This window comes from Paenibacillus elgii NBRC 100335 (assembly GCF_004000865.1).
Lineage (GTDB): Bacteria > Bacillota > Bacilli > Paenibacillales > NBRC-103111 > Paenibacillus_G > Paenibacillus_G elgii.
In genome coordinates this window covers 1-18,998 of the sequence record NZ_BIMB01000017.1, presented here as the reverse complement: position 1 = coordinate 18,998, position 18,998 = coordinate 1, and the positions used below count along the sequence as shown (strand labels likewise).

The 18,998-nt window shown below is 50.5% G+C and carries 19 protein-coding genes and 1 riboswitch; of the genes, 6 read left to right on the top strand and 13 right to left on the bottom strand.

Annotated elements, in window-relative coordinates:
• Window positions 1–46 precede the first annotated feature (46 nt).
• Both PEL01S_RS14700 and PEL01S_RS14695 read right to left on the bottom strand, forming a co-directional pair.
• On the bottom strand, window positions 47–631 hold the full coding sequence (locus tag PEL01S_RS14700) for a TetR/AcrR family transcriptional regulator (protein ID WP_063178657.1): 585 nt from the start codon (window positions 629–631) through the stop codon (window positions 47–49).
• A 58-nt stretch (window positions 632–689) separates the two neighbouring features.
• Window positions 690–1,142 (bottom strand): VOC family protein, encoded by a 453-nt coding sequence (locus PEL01S_RS14695; protein WP_127460824.1) that lies wholly within the window; start codon window positions 1,140–1,142, stop codon window positions 690–692.
• Between the two features lie 193 nt (window positions 1,143–1,335).
• On the opposite strand from PEL01S_RS14695, the gene PEL01S_RS14690 reads away from it, so the two are divergent.
• Together PEL01S_RS14690 and PEL01S_RS14685 are read left to right on the top strand one after the other, a co-directional pair.
• Window positions 1,336–1,959 carry a TetR/AcrR family transcriptional regulator gene (locus tag PEL01S_RS14690; protein ID WP_127460823.1) on the top strand — a complete coding sequence of 208 codons (624 nt, stop codon included), beginning with the start codon at window positions 1,336–1,338 and terminating at the stop codon, window positions 1,957–1,959.
• A gap of 37 nt (window positions 1,960–1,996) precedes the next feature.
• Window positions 1,997–2,569 (top strand): GNAT family N-acetyltransferase, encoded by a 573-nt coding sequence (locus PEL01S_RS14685; RefSeq protein WP_127460822.1) that lies wholly within the window; start codon window positions 1,997–1,999, stop codon window positions 2,567–2,569.
• A 29-nt stretch (window positions 2,570–2,598) separates the two neighbouring features.
• Here the strand turns inward: PEL01S_RS14685 and PEL01S_RS14680 are convergent, their stop codons facing one another.
• From PEL01S_RS14680 to PEL01S_RS14660, 5 genes are all read right to left on the bottom strand, one after another.
• Window positions 2,599–4,245 carry a DUF4179 domain-containing protein gene (locus tag PEL01S_RS14680; RefSeq protein WP_127460821.1) on the bottom strand — a complete coding sequence of 549 codons (1,647 nt, stop codon included), beginning with the start codon at window positions 4,243–4,245 and terminating at the stop codon, window positions 2,599–2,601.
• A complete protein-coding gene (locus tag PEL01S_RS14675) occupies window positions 4,238–4,756 on the bottom strand; it encodes an RNA polymerase sigma factor (RefSeq protein ID WP_063178648.1) in 519 nt (172 codons plus the stop codon). Before PEL01S_RS14675 ends, PEL01S_RS14680 begins: the two co-directional genes overlap by 8 nt.
• A 122-nt stretch (window positions 4,757–4,878) precedes the next feature.
• Window positions 4,879–6,669 (bottom strand): tetratricopeptide repeat protein, encoded by a 1,791-nt coding sequence (locus tag PEL01S_RS14670; protein WP_127460820.1) that lies wholly within the window; start codon window positions 6,667–6,669, stop codon window positions 4,879–4,881.
• Window positions 6,670–6,680: 11 nt separating this feature from the next.
• The gene (locus PEL01S_RS14665; protein ID WP_127460819.1) at window positions 6,681–7,487 is read right to left on the bottom strand and encodes a hypothetical protein; all 807 of its coding nucleotides are present in this window, start codon (window positions 7,485–7,487) and stop codon (window positions 6,681–6,683) included.
• Between the two features lie 174 nt (window positions 7,488–7,661).
• The gene (locus tag PEL01S_RS14660) at window positions 7,662–8,693 is read right to left on the bottom strand and encodes a BMP family protein (protein ID WP_204343446.1); all 1,032 of its coding nucleotides are present in this window, start codon (window positions 8,691–8,693) and stop codon (window positions 7,662–7,664) included.
• 284 nt (window positions 8,694–8,977) lie between these two features.
• A riboswitch (cyclic di-GMP riboswitch) is annotated at window positions 8,978–9,064 on the top strand.
• A gap of 79 nt (window positions 9,065–9,143) precedes the next feature.
• Here PEL01S_RS14660 and PEL01S_RS14655 point away from each other — a divergent pair.
• Window positions 9,144–10,856, top strand: a complete 1,713-nt coding sequence (locus PEL01S_RS14655) for a methyl-accepting chemotaxis protein (RefSeq protein WP_163767691.1) — start codon at window positions 9,144–9,146, stop codon at window positions 10,854–10,856.
• Window positions 10,857–10,925: 69 nt separating this feature from the next.
• Here PEL01S_RS14655 and PEL01S_RS14650 read toward each other — a convergent pair whose 3' ends face one another.
• From PEL01S_RS14650 to PEL01S_RS14630, 5 genes are all read right to left on the bottom strand, one after another.
• Window positions 10,926–12,071 carry an efflux RND transporter periplasmic adaptor subunit gene (locus PEL01S_RS14650; RefSeq protein WP_163767694.1) on the bottom strand — a complete coding sequence of 382 codons (1,146 nt, stop codon included), beginning with the start codon at window positions 12,069–12,071 and terminating at the stop codon, window positions 10,926–10,928.
• Between the two features lie 14 nt (window positions 12,072–12,085).
• Window positions 12,086–12,976 (bottom strand): carbohydrate ABC transporter permease, encoded by an 891-nt coding sequence (locus tag PEL01S_RS14645; protein WP_127460815.1) that lies wholly within the window; start codon window positions 12,974–12,976, stop codon window positions 12,086–12,088.
• On the bottom strand, window positions 12,973–13,842 hold the full coding sequence (locus PEL01S_RS14640; protein ID WP_127460814.1) for a carbohydrate ABC transporter permease: 870 nt from the start codon (window positions 13,840–13,842) through the stop codon (window positions 12,973–12,975). Before PEL01S_RS14640 ends, PEL01S_RS14645 begins: the two co-directional genes overlap by 4 nt.
• 78 nt (window positions 13,843–13,920) lie before the next feature.
• The gene (locus tag PEL01S_RS14635) at window positions 13,921–14,520 is read right to left on the bottom strand and encodes a hypothetical protein (protein ID WP_127460813.1); all 600 of its coding nucleotides are present in this window, start codon (window positions 14,518–14,520) and stop codon (window positions 13,921–13,923) included.
• Window positions 14,521–14,745: 225 nt separating this feature from the next.
• A complete protein-coding gene (locus PEL01S_RS14630) occupies window positions 14,746–15,264 on the bottom strand; it encodes a DUF3231 family protein (RefSeq protein WP_063178633.1) in 519 nt (172 codons plus the stop codon).
• A gap of 431 nt (window positions 15,265–15,695) precedes the next feature.
• Between PEL01S_RS14630 and PEL01S_RS14625 the strand changes: the two genes are divergently transcribed.
• Window positions 15,696–16,148: a VOC family protein gene (locus PEL01S_RS14625; RefSeq protein WP_127460812.1), complete on the top strand. Its 453-nt coding sequence runs from the start codon at window positions 15,696–15,698 to the stop codon at window positions 16,146–16,148.
• A gap of 302 nt (window positions 16,149–16,450) precedes the next feature.
• Complete coding sequence (locus PEL01S_RS14620; protein ID WP_127460811.1) at window positions 16,451–17,689, top strand: MFS transporter; 1,239 nt, start codon at window positions 16,451–16,453, stop codon at window positions 17,687–17,689.
• Between the two features lie 100 nt (window positions 17,690–17,789).
• Here the strand turns inward: PEL01S_RS14620 and PEL01S_RS14615 are convergent, their stop codons facing one another.
• The gene (locus PEL01S_RS14615; RefSeq protein WP_127460810.1) at window positions 17,790–18,113 is read right to left on the bottom strand and encodes a YhjD family protein; all 324 of its coding nucleotides are present in this window, start codon (window positions 18,111–18,113) and stop codon (window positions 17,790–17,792) included.
• A gap of 289 nt (window positions 18,114–18,402) precedes the next feature.
• Here PEL01S_RS14615 and PEL01S_RS34920 point away from each other — a divergent pair, with 289 nt between their 5' ends.
• Window positions 18,403–18,576 carry a hypothetical protein gene (locus tag PEL01S_RS34920; protein ID WP_218032550.1) on the top strand — a complete coding sequence of 58 codons (174 nt, stop codon included), beginning with the start codon at window positions 18,403–18,405 and terminating at the stop codon, window positions 18,574–18,576.
• The last annotated feature ends 422 nt before the right edge of the window (window positions 18,577–18,998 follow it).

The window sequence follows — 18,998 nt, the reverse complement described above, 5'->3', positions numbered from 1 at the left end:
TTCGTCACAAAAATCGACCGTTCCTTTGCCGGAACGGTCGATTTGCTTATTTTTTGAGCCCTTCCACCAATAAGGCAATGACCGTCATGGACTCCTCCAGCGCTTGCCGCTGATCCGGCATCTGCGCAATCCACAGTGCCGATTCGTTCAGTGCGCCGGACAAAAAATGCGTCATAGCTTCGATCGATGCGGGCCGCAAGCACCCCTGCTGCTTCATGATTTGAAGCTGCTCGCGCAGCAGCCGCATCGAATGCTGCTGATCCATTTTGCGCCAGACGTCCCAGCCTAACACGGCAGGACCATCGATCAGCAGAATCCGCCGGCTTCGGGGTTCAACCGCAGCCTTAACGAAGGCTCGGCACCCGAACAGCAGTTGCTCCCACACATCGTCGCTTTGGGACGCCTCCGCTTCGATCTGCTCCGCAACTTCCTTCTGCACGGATTCCAGCACGACGTGAAACAGTCCCTTTTTATTTCCAAAGTGATGATAAAGCGCCCCCCGCGTCAGCTTGGCCTCGCTTACGATCTCTTCCAAGGCCGAGTCCGCGTACCCTTTTTCCGTAAAATACCTTCTGGCAATTGCGATCAGCTTGCGAATCGTTTCATCGGTTTCTTCTTTATTTTTTTTCACAAGATACTTTACTCCCTTTCTGTCCGGCTGCCCCCCGGTTCGCCAACACCCTTAATTCTCAGGCTTCCCCGCCTTCTTCGCCATCCGCCCACACGTTCTCGGCATATTGCGCGCTTTCCACTTCCGAGGGAGGGATTATTTTGATCACGTCAATTAAGACGCCGTTAGGATCGCACGTTATGAAATGCCGCTGTCCGAACTCTTCGTCCCGAAGCTCAAGCTCCAAGGGCAGCTTCTCCTCGATAATGAGCCTCCGGTATTCCGCATCGACATCGTCCACTTCAAAATTAAGAATTAAGCCCTGCACCGGACTGCGGTAGGCTGCAGGTATCGTATGATGCGAAGCGTCCAAAATCGCCAATTCGTAGGAAACGCTGCCCTGGGACATTTTCAAGCTCACGTACCAGTCGGCTTCGTATACCGCTTCAAAGCCGAAATGAGTTTTGTAAAAGGACGCGCTCACCGCAACCTGCTCCGTCAAAATAACCGGGTAGAAGCTGTTTGTTTTCACCGTGATCGATCTCCTTCGGGATTAAGATAATTAAGATACTAATACCTTTACATACATACAGTATGTATGTAAATGAAAAACTACCACCTTTGCCCATTAACAACTTGAAAAACGACATTCATGTCGTTTATAATAACTTTGCGGACAAAAACGACATTCATGTCTTTTTTATTATCAGGAGGAGCTGATCCCCTTGTCTCCCAAAGTAAGCGATCAATACAAGAAGGACAAAAAGCACGAGCTGCTGCAAGCGGCAAGGCACGTGTTTATCCGGGAGGGCTATACACAGGCGACGATGCAATCGATTATGAACGAAGCCGGAATATCCCGAGGCGCGCTGTATTCCTACTTCGACAATATCGAGCACGCGTTTATTGAAGTGCTGCAATTTGACGACCGGCAGGACATCCTCTTCTTCGAGTTGACCGATTCCTCGCCGCTCTGGCCCCAGCTAACCGACTGGGTCAACCGTCAACGGCACAGCCTGAAGACAGTCGGGCAGACGCTGCTGTTGGCCAAGGCGGAGTTTTTTCTGTCCCCCGGATACAGGCGGAATAAAGAAAGCTTCCCGTACATCGCGCAGCGTTACATGCGGATCAAGGAAGCTATCGAGTCGGTCATTCTCAAAGGAACAGAGCGGGGAGAATTCCGGCCCCGACTGTCGCCGGAGGCGGTCGCCTTGTATTTTGTTTCGTTTATGGACGGTTTGATGCTGGATACGTTCCAACTCGGAGCGGAAACAACCCTTGTGGAGGAACAGTTGACCGTCTTCCTTTTTTCGTTGAAAGAAATGCTCTGCCCGATTGACCAAGTTTAAAATTAACTATACATCCTATCTTAAAGGAGTGCTTGCCATGTTGTTCGAATCCGACAGAATCGTCTTTAGAAAAGCTACGGCGGACGATGCGGAGCTGTATCATGCGTGGAGAAACGATCTGGAGGTGATGCGTTCGACCAGTCCCTGGCTCGATATTTACGATCTCGAAGAGACCCGGCAATTCGTGCATCAAGTCATCCTGGGCTCCCCCTCCTCCAAAAGCTATATTCTGGTCGACAAAACATCGGAAACGCCATTCGGGATTACATCATTAATTCAAATCGATACCAAAAACCGGAATGCCGAATGCATCATCGATATCGGCAACAAGGCTTATTGGGGGAAAGGCTACGGAACCGAGGCTTTAAAGCTGCTGCTTGACTATGCATTCCTGGAGCTGAACCTGCACCGGGTCTCGTTGAGAGTATTTTCCTTCAACGAGAGAGCGATCAAGCTCTATGAGAAACTCGGCTTCCGGCGGGAGGGGATTTCCCGGCAAAGCTTGTTCAGGGAAGGCGCATGGCACGACATCATTCATATGGGGCTGCTTCAGCTTGAGTACGGCAACGACTGCCCCGATGATTTCGGAGCAGCCGTTACAAAAGCCTGATCTGGCGGGGCCATTCCCCGCATTTCTTTTTAATTGATCGTCAATTCCACCTTGCGACTGCTGTCCTTGTAGTGATAGAAGCCCGGATTCAGCTCCAGTTTACCCGGCTTGGACAGCAGTCCGGGGTACCGGTCCACTTTCCGGCTCGTGCCGTTGCCTCCCGGGGGGGTTGGAGTGATCGGAGGATAAACGACCTCTCCGTCTTTCTTGACAGACGTTTGCGAGACGACGATAAAGTCCGGATCGGTCGAATACGATTCGACGATCAGATCCTCGCCCTCCTTGTAATACGTAAACGTGACCGGAAACTGATCCAGCTTCGTTTCGATCGTCCGCTTCGTATCGGACGGAGTCTCCAGCGGATGCCACGCCTTGGAACGCTTCGTGACGCGGGCATTGGACAGCAGCAGCTTCATCGGCGCCTGGGACCAATCCTTGGACCATTCCGGCAGCTGGAAGCGGAGATACCAGCCGCTTTTTTCCGCGGAAAAGTTCCCGCCGTTAATTGTTTTACCATTTAGCACAAGCTGATTGGTATCGTAATATACCGATTCCAGATCAGGGGATTTGGTTTTCAGCTTATCGTCATACATCAGACGGACTTCCAGCGGCGTCACGACAAGCTCCTTCAAATCCATAATCGAATCGTTAGCAACCGCCGCCGGGTCAAGCGGTTTGCGGAACATCGCCTGACTCGCTTTCCTGCCATCGGCTTCAAACGACGTATCCCACGTCCCCGCGATCGTTTGGATAGCGTCCAGGTAAGTGAAGTATAGCTTGGCGCTCTTCAGCTCGGAATCCGACAGACGGAAGATATCCTGGCGGAGCTGAATCCCCGATTTCTCCGTCGGCAATGTAGCGGAATAACTCGAATTCACCCTTTTTTCTCCTGCTTTAAGGAACAGCCCCGGATTCAACGTCCCATCCTCCGGTCCGCTGATCGGAATTTCATAGCGCAGCGTCAGCACACCGTTTTCCCTTACAGCCGAAACGACCTGCAGCGTTCCGAAACGGGTGCGGCTGTCCACACGGTCGCCATCCTTTAACAACATCGGGCCGGCGTCAAGCTCCGTATCTTTGTATTTGTAAAAAACAAGATTTTTCAGCGACAGCTTAAGCTGTTCCCGCTTATTTCCCAGTCCATTGTCCGTTTCCAGTAGCCCGATCATACGGTTCGGCAAGGTATCCTTGCGGATCAAACCATTCAGAGGCATAGCTTTGCCTTGGGGATTCGTTAACTTCTGGTGCTCGAACTCGACGGCGTCATAATCCGGTAATGACGGAACGTCGAAGGTAAACATAACATCCAGCCGCTGGTCGTCCGTAACAACGCCATGGAGAGCCAAAGTCGCACCTGCCGACGTTACCGTGATGTCCAGCGGATTGCCCAAGCCGGACTCCATTGCCGTCGTAAAGCCCAGCCGGTCAAACAGCACCGGCCAGCCCATCGATACACCTGCAACCACTGGCGCGGCCACGATGACCGAAGATACCGCAATGGCTAACGGAATGAGACGTTTCCGACTGCGGGCCAAGCTTCTGCTTCTCGGCGCTGCCGAAGCATTTTGCAAATTCGCATTCGTCTGAATTCTTTCCCACATCGCTTCAAAATCCGGAAGCTTGGGACGTTCCTTGCGCGCCAGCTCCAGCAACTGTTCTTCCGTCAGCTTATTCAAGACATTCCGCTCCTTTCAAATTTGGATTATTTTTTCCAGACTCTTTTCTCATCTGCCGCAGCCCTCGGTTCAATCTTGATTTTACCGTGCCCGGCGGGATATTCAGCGTCTCTGCAATTTCCTGCAAGCTCAGCTCGTGAATATACCGCAATGTCATTACCGTCCGATTCTTGACCGGCAACGCCCGGAGCCACAGCTCCGTCTCCAGCTCGTTTTCCTTCCGCTCCAGCGCTTCGTCCGCCGCTTCCGAATCGCGTCTGCGCTCCAGCAGAAAATGCTTCAGCTCCTTCAGCACGCCCCGCTTCCTGCGGTCCAGATGACTTTTGCACATATTCACGGCGATTCGCAGCAGCCATGGCTTGATCCGTTCGACGCCTTGCCGATCCGTCTGGAACGCCTTCAGAAATACCTCCTGGCAGATATCCTCCGCATCGGCCGCGTTGTGCAGCATGTAATGGCACAAATAGTACACGTCCCTACGGTACGTATCGAATAATTCCCGGTCGGTCAACTCTTGCTCACCCCCCTATCGCGTCGTTATGACAATAAGACAAATAACCGGGGATTTCGGTTCGTTTTTCCGGATGAAAAAAAGACCGATCCTCAAGAATCGGTCGTGTATGGGCAAACAGCCTATTCCCGCTGCTCCAGATCGTTCTTCCATTGCTCCAGTTGTTCCCTAAGCTTGATATCAATGGACGAAAGCTGCAGCCAGCTGCAAATCAGCGCAAAAGTAAAGAAGCAATAGCCTTCTTGCGGAATCCGCTCCATGAGCCGGAGAAACAGTTCGGATACCGCTTTTTCCAGCTCGGGATCGCCCTGCGCTTCGTAAGCCAATACGGCCACCGCCGCATTGACCGGCCAATCCGACTGACCGTGGCATAGAGACAACAAGGCTTCAGAGGGCTTGGATGGGCTAAGGCGCGCCATAAGGAATACCGCTGCGTATTGAATGCGCTGGAGCCAGTGCCAGCTTGATACCGATTCGGGCGGCTCCGGCGGATGAGTCAGGATGGCGAGTAAGTCCGGCAGGTACGCAGGGGTGAGACTTTGGACAAGTTCTCCGGCGGTGCGGTACCAATCCTCGATTTGGTACGGAGTCATCGCCAATCGGCGTACGGCATCGACCGCTCGGCCCGATGGCTCGGGCATAGCCGGCTGTGCAATGGGCCCCTCGTAATTCCATAACATGGCGCCGTTCTCCGCGATCGGCTGCCTTGGGTCCGGCTCCGGGACGTTGTCGATGGTCAAATTCAGCTTGGGCGGATTAGCGCTTCTGCCGAATTTGCTTAAGTAGAGCTCCATCGCACGGATCGCGCTTGGAGCCTCCAGATGGTTAATCGTCAGGCTGATCGTCCCGCCGCTTTCCAGATCCGGGTTTTGCTCCGCCACTTGACGCAGCACGTTGATGGTGGCTTCCTGCGGCTCCGGGATGTAATCGACAAAAGGAAGCTCGGAGCCCGGCAATAACGGTTTCAGCAGTTCTCTCGCTCTGCCGTTCGAAGTGTTCGCTTTAATGTAAGCTTCGATTTTCCCCAAACGCTCGGCGTCTTGTTTGATCATATATTCGCAGTAAAGGATGGACGGGACCGCCCATTCGTGACCGGGCTGGATATCCGCAGCCTTGTTGTAAGCTTTCAGCGCTTTTTTGTATAATCCGTTTTCCAGATACAGATCGCCCAGATCCAGATAGCCCGCCTCATTTCCGGGGTCGAGCCTGCCTGCTTTCTTGTAAAAGCCGGCCGCTTTGCGGATGTTGCCTTGGGCTTTGAAGCAGAGCGCCATCCCAATGGCCGTATTCCAGCATTTATTCAGCTTGTAGGCCGTTTTGGCTGCCGCAAATGCGGCCAGAACATCCTCCTGTCTCCGGTACATCGAGGACAGCAGCCAGAATAACATATAAGCTTTAGGATGCGCCTGGCACATCTTTCGGAGCACGGACACTAAAGCGGCAAGCGTCTTGTGCCGTACGTTTCCTTCCAGCATATCGAGAGATCTCAGCACTCCGCTGACGAAACCAATGATCGTACCTTCTTCGATATGATCCACCCCGGCGATTCGCGGCTCCCATTCGGACACCCACACCAGATAAGGGATTTCGGGCTTTACTTTAATCACCTGCCCCAAGAGGCCGAAGGCATCGTTGAACTTGTTCATCCTGGCGTAAATGTAGGCCCTTACCGCCATAACGGCGAAATAATTATTTTCCTCGACCGGCACAAAAGGCAGCAGGTCCTCGCCCGCATCCATCCACTCGTTAAGGGAATCGAGCCATTCGGCGTTAGCCGGATCGGTCGACAAGGCGCAGGCCATATGGTAAAGAGCATGCTGGAAGTCCCCTTCGCTTCGGGCCGCCTTATAAATGTCGAAATCCTGCTCAGGCGAAGGAAAACGGTGTTCTCCTTCGGTATGTGCGTGTTCCACTTCTCTCACTCCTATGTAAAATATTGTTTCGGCAGCACCGCTTTCAATTCCTTCAGCAGCCGTTTGCTTTCCTCCGTACGGAATTGCTTCAATGCGAAGACCACTGCCATCCTTCCGTTATGCATCCCGTTTTTGGCAACCTCGAATAAAGAACGGGCCGCCGCCGTATAGTTTCTTTTTCTTAGCAGGATAACGGCTTTTTCCTGGATAAACATGTCATCCGAAGTCAGATAACGGCAAATCTGTTCCGATTCCGCGTAAGGCATGATCGTCAATTTGGCAAAAATAAGCTGCTGCATGTCATCCTCGTCAAGCTCTTCTTGCAAGAGGCGTTGATCGATCTCTTGAATCACTTTTAAGTCATGCACGCTGTGTTCATGCTGCTCATCCCGGTCGGATACCACAGGATAATCGCGCTCAAGCCGATCCCACTCCGCTCCGGGGTTTTGCAAGCTTTTCGCGACGAACCGTTCCATATGGCGGAATCCCGGCGACAAATCGGTCTCTTCGTGATCCAAGTAGCATACTTTATCCAGCAGCGGGCCGTCGGTATACAAGCCTATGTAATTGGACTGATCGTCCGTAAGCAACGGACAAATGCCACGGTGGCACGCCAAGTCCTGTAAAAAGTCCAGCATTTCCCGAATTTCTTCGGTGGTCAGAATACGATATACGTATTCGTCCGTAGTCCAGCATTCCTGATATTGACTTAAGCCTATTAGCGTCTGGTCGTCGATATCGATGCCATGCTCCTGCTTTAAAAGTCCAGGATCGAACGGCAGCCTGCTGTTGAATTTGAAACGCTCGAAAGTTTCCATGCCCTCTCCCCCTCTATGCAGCGTTATCGTTAAGCTGCCCCAAAAAACGAACTCTACCTTTTATCGGTCGCTCCCCAGTAAAATGTTAGTTTTAGGAACCGATTGTAAGTTTTTCGACAAAAAAAACAAGCACCCGGCAGCAACTACCGCAGTGCTTGTTTCCATGTGACACGTTTATTTTACTTCAAATTCAGGCCCCGTATATTGCGAAGGAACGATAATTTCGCCGGATTTGATTTTCTCCGTAAATTCGGCGATCTTGTCCTTTACTTCCTGCGGAACGGTTGGAGCAAGCGCCAAACGGACCGCATCCGGATTTTCAAGTCCGATCTTCACGACGGTGTTCGGCTTCCATTTGCCTTCGGCCAGATCCTTGATTGCGCCGTATACCGTGAAGCCGGCATCGGAAATCGCGGAGCCGATGAAGACGTCGGGCGCATCCGCATAGTAATCGCGCACGTTGCCGAATTGGAAGACGCCATTCTCGCGCGCGGCTTCCGTCACGCCCGAACGGGCAACGTTCAGCATGGTGAAGATCATATCCGAGCCGGCAGCGATTTGTGCCTGCGCGACTTTTTTAGCCAAAGCGGCATCGTCCTGATTGCCGGTGAAGGTGGTCAGGAACGTTGCATTCGGATTCGTGTATTTCAAGCCTCCGGCAAATGCGGCACGCCCATGAAATCCGGGAGTGACCCGCGCGCCGGAAATATGCGACACGACATTGGATTTGGTCAGCAGCCCTGCGGCAGCGCCGGCAAGCCATGCGGATTCTTCCTGCTTCACCTGGTAGCTGGACAAATTATCGCCGGTCAGGTTCGTTTGCGTATTTACAAATTTAATTTTTGGGAATTCCTTGGAGACCAACTTTACGGCTTCCGAGCTTTGCCCGGCATGAGCGATGATCATATCAGGCTTCTTCTTGGCCAGCTTGCGCAGCTCATCGGCAATTTTCGCCGTATCGTGCGGGACATTGTCCACATAGGTCGCTTTCAGGCGGAAGTCTTCCTTCGCTTTCATCAGTCCACGGTAAGCGGATTCCATGAAGCCGCCGTCATTCGCAGGACCGGGCAGCAGCAAAGCGACTTTAAGCTTTTTTTGTTTCTTCGCGTGCTCGTTGCCGGCCTCCGCACTTGAGAAGCCGGATGAGAATATGAGGATCATGATGGCTAAACTCGACAAAGCCAGCTTTGAAAGAAGTTTTCTCAAGATGCTTTCCCTCATTCCAAAAATTAGTTTTGTCCGGACACAACCGAGAATAAACCAGACTTCGATTTTTGTCAAACGATGACGAAAAATAAATTTTATATGTCGAAAGTCTACGACGCCGGTTCAAAAAAAGGTATTGATTTCCATTTTGTCGTGACATTAATCCTATCAACGGATTCCTGCCTTATCCGAATATAAGCATTTAGGATTAGTTAAAAAGTCTTGTCTTTTCCGCAGGGCTGTATTATACTTTGGCGGAAGCTACACATCCATAATGCGACAAAATACGACAACGGCAAACTTTTCGAAAGAAAAGGACGCAAAGCCACGGGCCTAAGGAGAATTCAATCTACGGCAGCCGGGCCGCCGAAATTTGGTTGGGATCCGTCCATCCTTTTTTTCGGGATGGTTTTTTTATTCCACTTTAACGCAATGGAGGATACCTGGGAGATGCAGTTTCTACAAAATGTAAAAATCCGCCCAAAAATTTTGGGGCTGCTCGGCCTCGCGATCGTATTTCTGCTGGTCATCGGAATTACCGGTTACGTGGTCATGAAGACGATGGGGAACAACGCGCGCGCCATGTACGAGGAAAAGCTGGTTCCCAACACCCTTGTCGAAGCTTTGCTGTTCGGCAACTCGCAGATGGATTCCCTGCAGCTAGAAATGCTGCTCACCAAGGACGAAGCGTTCATCAAGCAAATCCAGCAGCAAATTACCCAAACGCGGGACAAAAACCAAGCGGTGCGCAAGCAGTTGGAGCAGCTTCCGTTGTCGGAGCGGGCGCAGGAGCAGTACCAAGCCTTTATCAATTTGATTCCGAAAAATAACGAAGCAAAGAAAAAAGTCGATGCGCTCGCGGTCGCGAACAATAAAGAAGAGGCGTATAAAGAATACGTCACCTCCTTCAAACCGATCCGCGCCGAGATGATCAAGAATCTGGAAAATGTCGTCAAATACAACGAAGAAGACGCCAAAGTATTCTACGAGAAAAGCATTCAAAGCTCCAAATTCGCTACGACGGTTATCGTGGTCGTTACTTTATTGGCCGTGCTGTTGTGCTCATTGATCGGCTATGGCATAGCAAGCATGATCACGCGCCCGATCCGCCATATTCAACAATTGATGGCTCAAGCGCAAGACGGGGATTTAACGGTTAGCGGTACCTATCGGTCCCGAGACGAAATCGGCCTGCTCACCAACGATTTTAACGGGATGATTGCCGGTTTAAGAGCGCTTATCGTGAAGATCAGCATGGAAGCGCAAAATTTATCCGCCAGCTCGGAGCAATTGCTCGCCAGCTCCGAACAATCCACTCAATCGACCAACCAAGTGGTGCACGCGATTCAAGAAATTGCCGGCGGCGCCGACCAGCAATATCAAAGCACGACGGAAAGCGTTCGGGCTATGGAGGAAATGGCTACAGGCATTAACCGGATCGCCGAATTTTCCAGCAATGTCTCCACGATGTCCGTAGAAGCTTCCAAAGAAGCCGCAGAAGGTAATAAATCGATCCAAAATGCGGTATCCCAGATGGACTTGATCCGCACGTCGGTCAGCGAATCCGCCCAGATGGTCAATCAATTGGGAATCCGTTCCCAAGAGATCGGACAAATCGTCGACGTCATTACGGATATTTCCGCACAAACGAATCTACTTGCCCTTAATGCCGCTATTGAAGCGGCAAGAGCCGGGGAGCACGGGCGGGGCTTCGCCGTCGTGGCGGACGAGGTGCGGAAGCTGGCCGAGCAATCGCGCCAATCGGCCGAGCAAATTTCCGGGATCATTAAGCAGATTCAGAGCGAGACCAAGACGGCTGTCGTGGCGATGGACAAAGGAAACCGGGAAGTCGAGAACGGCACGGTCGTTATGAAGGAAGCCGGAGAAGCCTTCCGCAACATCTTGGTTGCGGTTCAAGAGGTGGCCAATCAAATGCAAGAGGTATCCGCCGCTTCGGAGGAAATGTCTGCCGGTACCGAGCAGATCACGGCTTCCCTTCATCAAATGAAGAGCATCTCGGAAGCCGCCTTCTCAAGGACGGAGAGCGTAGCCGCCGCTTCGGAAGAGCAGCTCGCCACGATGGAGGAAATTTCGGATGCCGTCAACGCGCTGACGAAGATGGCTCAAGAAATGCATGACATTACGCTGCGGTTTAAGAGCTAGCCCTCTGCCTCAGTCGCTGCGTTATCAAGAAGGGCCCTACCGCTTCGCCTAGCGGAAGGGCCTTTCCCATTATTGCAGCCGTACCCGGTTCCCCGCCTGCAAAGGCTCACCGCTTTCGACGATAACTTGATCCATCGGGAAAATGCCTTCCCGGACGGCGGTCTGGTTCGCGTTCCCATCGGCGGCCCGAATATAGCTCTTGCGCACATAAAAGCCGTTGCCAAGCGGGCCTTTCCGCTCTTCGATCACATAAACGAATTTCCCCTCTTGATCCTTGTGGACGGCCTCATTCGAGATCAAAAGCTGCTCGTCCGCCGACACCGATTTTTGCAGCCGGACGACCGCCCGCTCCCCGCCGTTCAAGCCTTCGCCTTGAACGGTAATACGTACCGTTTTCGACGCCGGAGGGGCGTCCTGCTTCTGCCCCGCGCCGCCTGCCAGTTCCATTTGCGAATCGGCGATTTCGTCAATCCGGCCTTCCATCACTTGAACCGCCTGGTCTTTCACCTCCACCTCGATCTTTTCCCCGACGGATAGAAACGCTGCGAGATCCGCCGCTACCAGCACGGACATTCCGTAGCCCCGGCTCGCATTGGACACGCGGACCACCGGCTGTCCTGACAGGGAAGGAAGCCCTTCGGTCGCGCGGACGCTCGTAACGATTCCGTCAAACGGAGCCACAATCTGACGCTGGCCTGCCAAGTCTTCTTGCAGTGCTTGAATTTTGCGTTCGCGGACGTCGATGTCGAGCTGCCGTGATTCGATATCCCGCTTAGCCTTGCTAATCGCCGTGGAGTCTCCGTTCCGATTCGCTTCGACGAAGCTTTCAAACAACCCGTCCAGCTGCAGCTTTTGCTGCTTCAAGGCGCTTTGCTCATCCGCAATTTGCCGATCCGCCGGTTTGCTGTCATACGTAATCAGTGGCTGGTCCTTGACGACGGCATCCCCCGCTTTCACGTGAACGGCCTTTACCTTCCAGCCGGTCTCGTTCTTTAGTTCAGCTTCCTCCACCGGCTTAAGTGTGCCGTTCGCTTCAATGCTGTGAACCAGCTTTCCCTTAACCGGCGTTTCCGTCCGTACCTTGGGCAGTGTGATCGCCTGCAGCGTATTGCTGAATAATGTGAGCACAAGCAGCAGACCGAAAAATACCCCCGACAACACCACCATTTTTCGTTTTTTGCGAGCCTCCGCCAGCTCCATCCCTTGCAGCTCCACCGTATGCATCTCTCCTATCCTTTTATGCCGGATGACTGGATTCCTCTGACAAAATAAGACTCCGCATACAGAAACAGCAGAACAACCGGGCTCATATAGAGCAAAGAAGCGGCAAAGCCTACGCCCCGCGCTCCCTCCTGAATGCTCGCCAAATAGACGGATAGCGGATGCCGGAGCGGGTCCTCCAAAAAAATAAGCGGCTGCTCGACCATGTTCCAGTAATCTACGAATAGCAAAACCGTCAGCGCCGCCAGTCCCGGCTTCACCAGCGGCAGAACGATCGTGACGAAAATCGTTCCGGCTCCCGCCCCGTCCAACCGGGCCGCTTCGAGCAGCGGGGCGGGAATATGCAGCATGAACTGCCGCAGCAGAAATACGCCGTAGGTCGCGAACACGCCCGGCAAAATAATCGCGGCGACACTGTTCAGGATGCCGAGCTTATCGGCCATAATATAGTTAGGAACCAGCGTCACCTGAAACGGCATCAGCATCGCCATAATATAAATAAGAAACAACGAGTCCCTGCCGGGAAACCGAAGCATGGCGAAAGCATAGGCCGCCAAGGCGGCAACGGCCGTTTGTCCGAATACGATCGGCACGACCATGAGCAGGGAGTTCCAGAACAGGAACAAAAACTTCGGAGACTGGATCAGCACTTTGTTAAATTGCTCTAGCGATACCCAGTCGGGTATGAGCTTTAAATTGACAAATTCGTGCTGTCTCCCGGAATCCGCGCTCACCATCTTTCCTAGCAGATCGTAGTTAATCCCGATCTCGCGCTCCGTCATGAGCGAATTCGTGAAGGTAATCCCGATAGGGAACAGCATAACCAAGGCAAGGACGAGCAGTACGAAGGTCATCAGCCATTTTTGCAGCAGCACCGCTTTCTTCTCCCCCAGCTTCATTCCATAAACCTCCGGAAACCGCGTTCCATCCTGAATAACCCAAGCGCGATGATCATAATACAGCCGACCATGAGGCTCGCGGCGGCCGTCAGCTTCTGAATATCGAGTGAAAGAAACATATTGTTCATGTAATGCTGGAGCATATAAATGCTGTCGTGCGGATAGCCGCCTGCCAGCAAATACGCTTCCCTGAACACTTTGAACGAATTCATAATCGACATCAGAACGACGAAAAACATCGTCGGGATTAAATAGACAAGGGTAATCCGCAGCTTTGTGAATGGCCCCGCCCCTTCGAGACGGGCGATTTCGTAATAGCTCTCGGGAATCGCTTGAACCCCCGCCAAAAACAAAATCATGTTGTACCCGATGTTCTTCCATATATAAATCGCCGTGATGACGACAATAGCCCATTCCGATTTCATCCAATCGATCCGCTGAATCCCGAAGCGGTGCAGCCATTCGTTGACCGTGCCGTTCCAGTCGAAGCCGATTTGCCAGATCAATACGATCGAGGCAACCGGTACGACAAGCGGTAAAATATAGGCGGTTCGCAGCCATTGGCGGAAAAACACATTTCCGTTCAATAACAGTGCCAGCCCTAAAGAAATAGCAACCATTAACGGTACACTGACGGATGTAAAGAGAGCGGTGTTCCACGCGGCCTTCCGAAACGAACCGCTGGCCATCAGCTCCTTATAATTGGCGAGGCCTACGAAATTTCCATCCATCGTGCCGTCCATAAAGGAATAAACAAGCCCCATTACAAATGGGATCGCATAAAAAAGCGCGAAACCGCCCACGCTTGGCGCAAGGAATAGTAGAGCCAGTACCGTGTCTTTCTTGAGGAATGCGGGAAATTTCATGCCGGCCTCCATGCAAAACGCGGGAAAACCAACGGCGCCCCCGCGTCCATGCCCTTTATTCGTTCAAGTTTCCCCTGTTTACGACGACGTCGCAGGTTGGACTACACTCGTAGGCGCGGAGCCTGCCGGCACTCTATCCGTTCCGGATGGCGTCGCTTCCGCCGGAGCTTTGCTCCCCCTCGCCGGCCCGGATTCGGACGATGGCTTGCGTTCCGACGCCGCGTTTCTGCCTGTCGACGGCGCCGCTCCCGGAGAAACTACAGTACCTTGTGACTCTGCTGCTCCCGGGGAAGACTTACTGTTTACGGAAGCCCTGCTCTCCGCCGTTCCTTTGCTTTCCGTCGGTGCTTTCGCATCCGAAGACGCCCTAACCCCGGATGACGCGCCACCTCCGGATGATGCGCCATCCGCCGATGCCGTGCCCCCTGCCGGCGATTTATCATCGTTCGTCCCTTTATCTCCGGCCGCCGTTTTATCGGCGGTGGAGGTTTTGTCCTCCGACAGCGTCGTGCTCTCAGTCGATGTCTTGCCCTCCGTCGACGAACCGTCCTGCTGCCCGGTGTTCGTCTGATTTGCAGCGCTGCCTCCCTTGTTGACTTGCTTGACGGCACCGCTGCTGCAAGCGGCCAACATTGCGATTAAGGTGAAGCTGAGCAGTAGGACTCCTGTTTTTTTCATTTTTCCCTCTCACTCCTTTGTTGTTGTCCATGCCTATTCTCAGTTATAAATGGTGGATGTAAAGAAAACTTCTCCGAGTTGTAAACAAAATGTAACGGAATTGGTCTGGAATTAAGCTGAATAACGCAAAAAAGTCCCTGACCGGTATTGCACTGGCAGGGACATTCTCAAGATTTAATCTTCTTTCAAGTCGAACCGGCGGCGGCCAACCCCATAAAGAAATCATCATACTTCCGCTAATTCCGGTCTTTTCACCTGTAAGGGGGGAGGAATTAACCAACCTTTTTCTTTGCTCATTCTCAATATTTTTAACCCGAGAACAGCCTTTGTGGCATGGTACTTGGCGAATAATGTTCCTATGTCTTCTCTAATGGACATCCCCATGATTTGACTGCAAGCAACCAAGCCCATTGAAGTATCTGCTGCAATCATTGGTGCAATTTCCTGATCAGTAAATCTTGCACCAACAGGGATATCTTCGAGTTTTGCTTCCGGTTTCAAAGGCATAACCGGAGAAGGCGCAATACCATTATGAGTGAGTATGGAATCGCATTCACTTACTTCCAGTTCAGCTTGATTAATTAGATCACCAAGTACTTTTTTTAAGTCGCCATCGCCAGCATGATATTGATAAACTCGATATGCGGATACGCAGCCCTTAGCTTTCATTGAGAATTGCCACAAATTAAAAATTTCGCCGTAATGTAAAGGTTCATCCTTGGGATTGCCACTCAAGATTCCCATTTTTGCACGCTCCTTTTTAGTCAATTGCATTCAATGGTAATATGTCCAATTTTTATTTTTTTACTTATTTTTAAATTTCTCCAATGCTAAATAGACACAAGCCCTATTTAGAGGTTGCACTTACTGGCGTGGAAGGAATCTGCCTGCTGCCGTGCCACGCTTGATATATACGAACTAACGTTCTATAATTAGGGTAACTGTTCGGAGATGATTTACCCATGGATTTAAAGGAACTGAAGAGACTTGATTGATGCATTGGAACGAGCGATTGATGGAAGTACGCTGTAAAATCCCGTACTGGAGAGGCTAAACGTCAACGCTACCTTATTTTTGTTATCATGAACTGTGACAAGATGTTAATCGTTTGGAAGGAGTTAGTAATTCTTGATAGAATTCAGTTAATAAATTTGTACACATAAGGAGATAAAACTATGACAAAAAACAAATTACTAAGAATGGACAATGTTGGCATCGTTGTAGAATCCCTTGATGACGCAATCTCTTTCTTCGAGGAGATTGGCTTGAAGCTCGAAGGGCGAGCTACTGTCGAAGGTGAATGGGCTGGTCGCGTAACCGGGCTGGGTTCACAGTGTGTAGAGATTGCTATGATGGTTACCCCAGATGGCCACAGCCGACTTGAACTTTCGCGATTTCTCACCCCACCTACTATATCAGATCACCGAACTGCTCCCGTAAATGCACTCGGTTATCTACGCGTCATGTTCACCGTTGAAGACATTGACGAAATGGTATCCAGACTCACTAAGCATGGTGCTCAGCTCGTTGGCGAAGTGGTTCAGTACGGGGACTCGTATCGGCTCTGCTACATTCGTGGAAGTGAAGGACTTCTAATCGGTTTGGCGGAACAACTCGGTAATAAATAAGTGACGTTTAAAAGAAGACTTAACTGAAATAGACATTATTCACGCTCCAAGTCTGGGCGACCCTCGGTCCCGGAAACACGGAAATCAATGCAAAACCAAATTAAAGGGACTCAACTAATGGGTACGATAGCACAATAAGCCGCCTCTTCAACGAGGCGGTTTTCTTATGGTAAAAATCAACATCAGGATTTAACATAGCCTAATGAAATAGAAGGGTTTCCTTTTGGTGTGTTATTTATGTTATAATTTACATATAAATACAAACGCAGGGAAATTTATGATAGAGGGAAATGGACTAATTTATGATTAAAAAATCTTTTTATTTTCTTTGGGGTAGCCAGGCCATCTCCAACATTGCTGATATCATTTATCTGATGTCAGTCATTTCTTTTGTATTCGGAAACACCCATTCATTGATGTCGACTGTCATCGTACCACTGGTTCGATTTCTTTCGCAGATCATAAGCGGTTTGATTTTTCCGCTCATGGTTTCAAGGTTCAGATTAGTGAAAATATTGGTATTCGCTCAATTGGCACAATTCTCGATATTTTTGTGTTTCATGGTTTTTTATTTATTGAGCAAATCAATCCCCCTCGCTCTAATGTTTTTGCTGATTTTTTGTATTTCATTTTTTGATGCTTGGGTAAAGCCTTGCAGAAATTCCATAATTCCTCGCTTAGCCTCCAAAGAGGCCCTTGTAAAAGTTAACGGGTTGATATCCACTACCGATCAGATAATTAAATGCTCCAGTTGGGCATTCAGTGGAATTTTGGTGATTGTGCTTGGAACATTTAACTCCATGATTATCGTTTTAGCCTCATTGTTTATCGCTACAATACTTGCTTCTCTAGTCAAGGACAATAGCGATCAAGAAAATAAATCTTATAATAAAAAGTCAAAGTGGGTGCAAGCTGCGGAAGGATGGAAGACATCTTTTCGAGACAAGCGAATAAGAACTATCTTTATCGTTGATGCAATTGATACAATTGGCGGAACAGCTTGGCTTGGCGCCTTTGTGCTTGCGTTTTGCGTTCAGGTTCTTAACAAAGACGAGAGTTGGTGGGGATTGGCAAATGGATCTTTCTTTGCGGGGTCTATTATAGGTGGGTTGCTTGTAGTTTCAGTCGCGAATTACTTTAACAATAAGAAATTCCCCTTAATGTTATGGGGTTTGGTGATGTACGCGGCCATAGCGGGAGTATTCGCATTTAATGGAAACCCTTTTGTGGCAATAGCGCTCATGTTCCTCATGGGACCGCCATTGCAAGTAACAGCAGTAATAAGGAGAACTTTGTTACAAGAAAATGCTGAAAAAGATAAGCTGCCGAAGGTCATGGCTTGTCTTGAGGTAACGAACAATGTGTTTTTCAGTTTTTCATTGCTTTCTCTTGGATGGATAGCCGATACTTTCGGCATTCAGACTATATACGCCGTTGCTTCTCTGGTAACGTTAGGGTCAGTGGCGATTGGAGTATTCGCCAGATCAAACTTCGCAGAACAAAAAACTAAAATGCTTCAAAGTGAAGCTGTTCGACAATGAATTGCAAACAAAATACATACGGATAGGTCACTCCGCCGGCGACAGTATTCTGTCGTTCTACATTTGCGGCCTGAAAATAAGCATTTCCCGCTGACAAACATCAGCGGTTTTTTGCGTTGTGCTGCAACTCATCCACAATTCCTTGCATATGCCACCCTATCTTTTCAGCAACAAACGCTCTCGCTTCCTCACGGGTAATATCGATCTTTTCCGCCCGAATCCCGCGCTGCCGCAGCTCCTTCCGTACGTCGGCCAGCTCATTCGTAAGCCGAACGTGAATTACCTTCGCCGCAGAGATATACAGCCGTCGGATCGGATCTTTTGAAGCGGAAAGCGTCCGGGCCTCATTTTCGATCATGGACAGCGCGTTCGGCAGCAAGGCCGAATTGCGAAGCAGTACTTCATTTGTAGCTGTTTGATTCATCCAATACACCTCTTTTGGAGAGAACACGAATATATGTTCCCATTATACGCCCATTCCTCAAAATTCTCAATGTACACTCCCCGGAATTTTCCTCAGTGAATCGGATGTTTTTTCACATAGAAAAAGAGCGCACGCGGCTCTGATAAGGCCATTTACCTAATCTGTATCAAATATGGTCGTTATCCCATTTCCAAGTACAGTCATCATACATATTATGTTCTTATCATATATGAGGAGTGTGAACTTATTATGGGTAGAATACCAGGGCCTCCGGGGCCTCCTGGCCCTATTGGACCTCAAGGACCTGCCGGACCTGCGGGCCCTATTGGACCTCAAGGACCTGCCGGACCTGCTGGACCCGCTGGACCTGCCGGACCCGCTGGACCTGCCGGACCTACTGGGCCTACTGGGCCTACTGGACCCACTGGACCTACTGGACCTGCTGGACCCCCAGGGCTTTTAACTGGATTTAATTGTTCAAAGTATGCTGGCACCCCGCCTATTGTCTTGACTGCCACTACACCAACAGCCACTGTCCTAACCGTAACTGCCACTGTGGCTGCCGTTACCAACGTAGTTTGGTTGACCGCCTATGCAACGTGGACACCCAATAATGCAAGCAATACCTTTACCTTAAGAATCGTTCGTGATGATGGCGCTGTAATTGGTACGGCAAACGATACCCCAGTGTCTGCAAACAGCCCTATAACGACTGCTCTTACCACTTGTGACGAGACACCACTGACTGGCACCCATACCTATACTCTGCAAGCCACAGGGAATAGTTTATCGGGTAACCAAACAATTACTATAAACTTTGCTGGACTTACAGCCGCTGTTCTAGCTTAGTTATATGAATAATGTTAAAAAGAGTCCCTGACCATT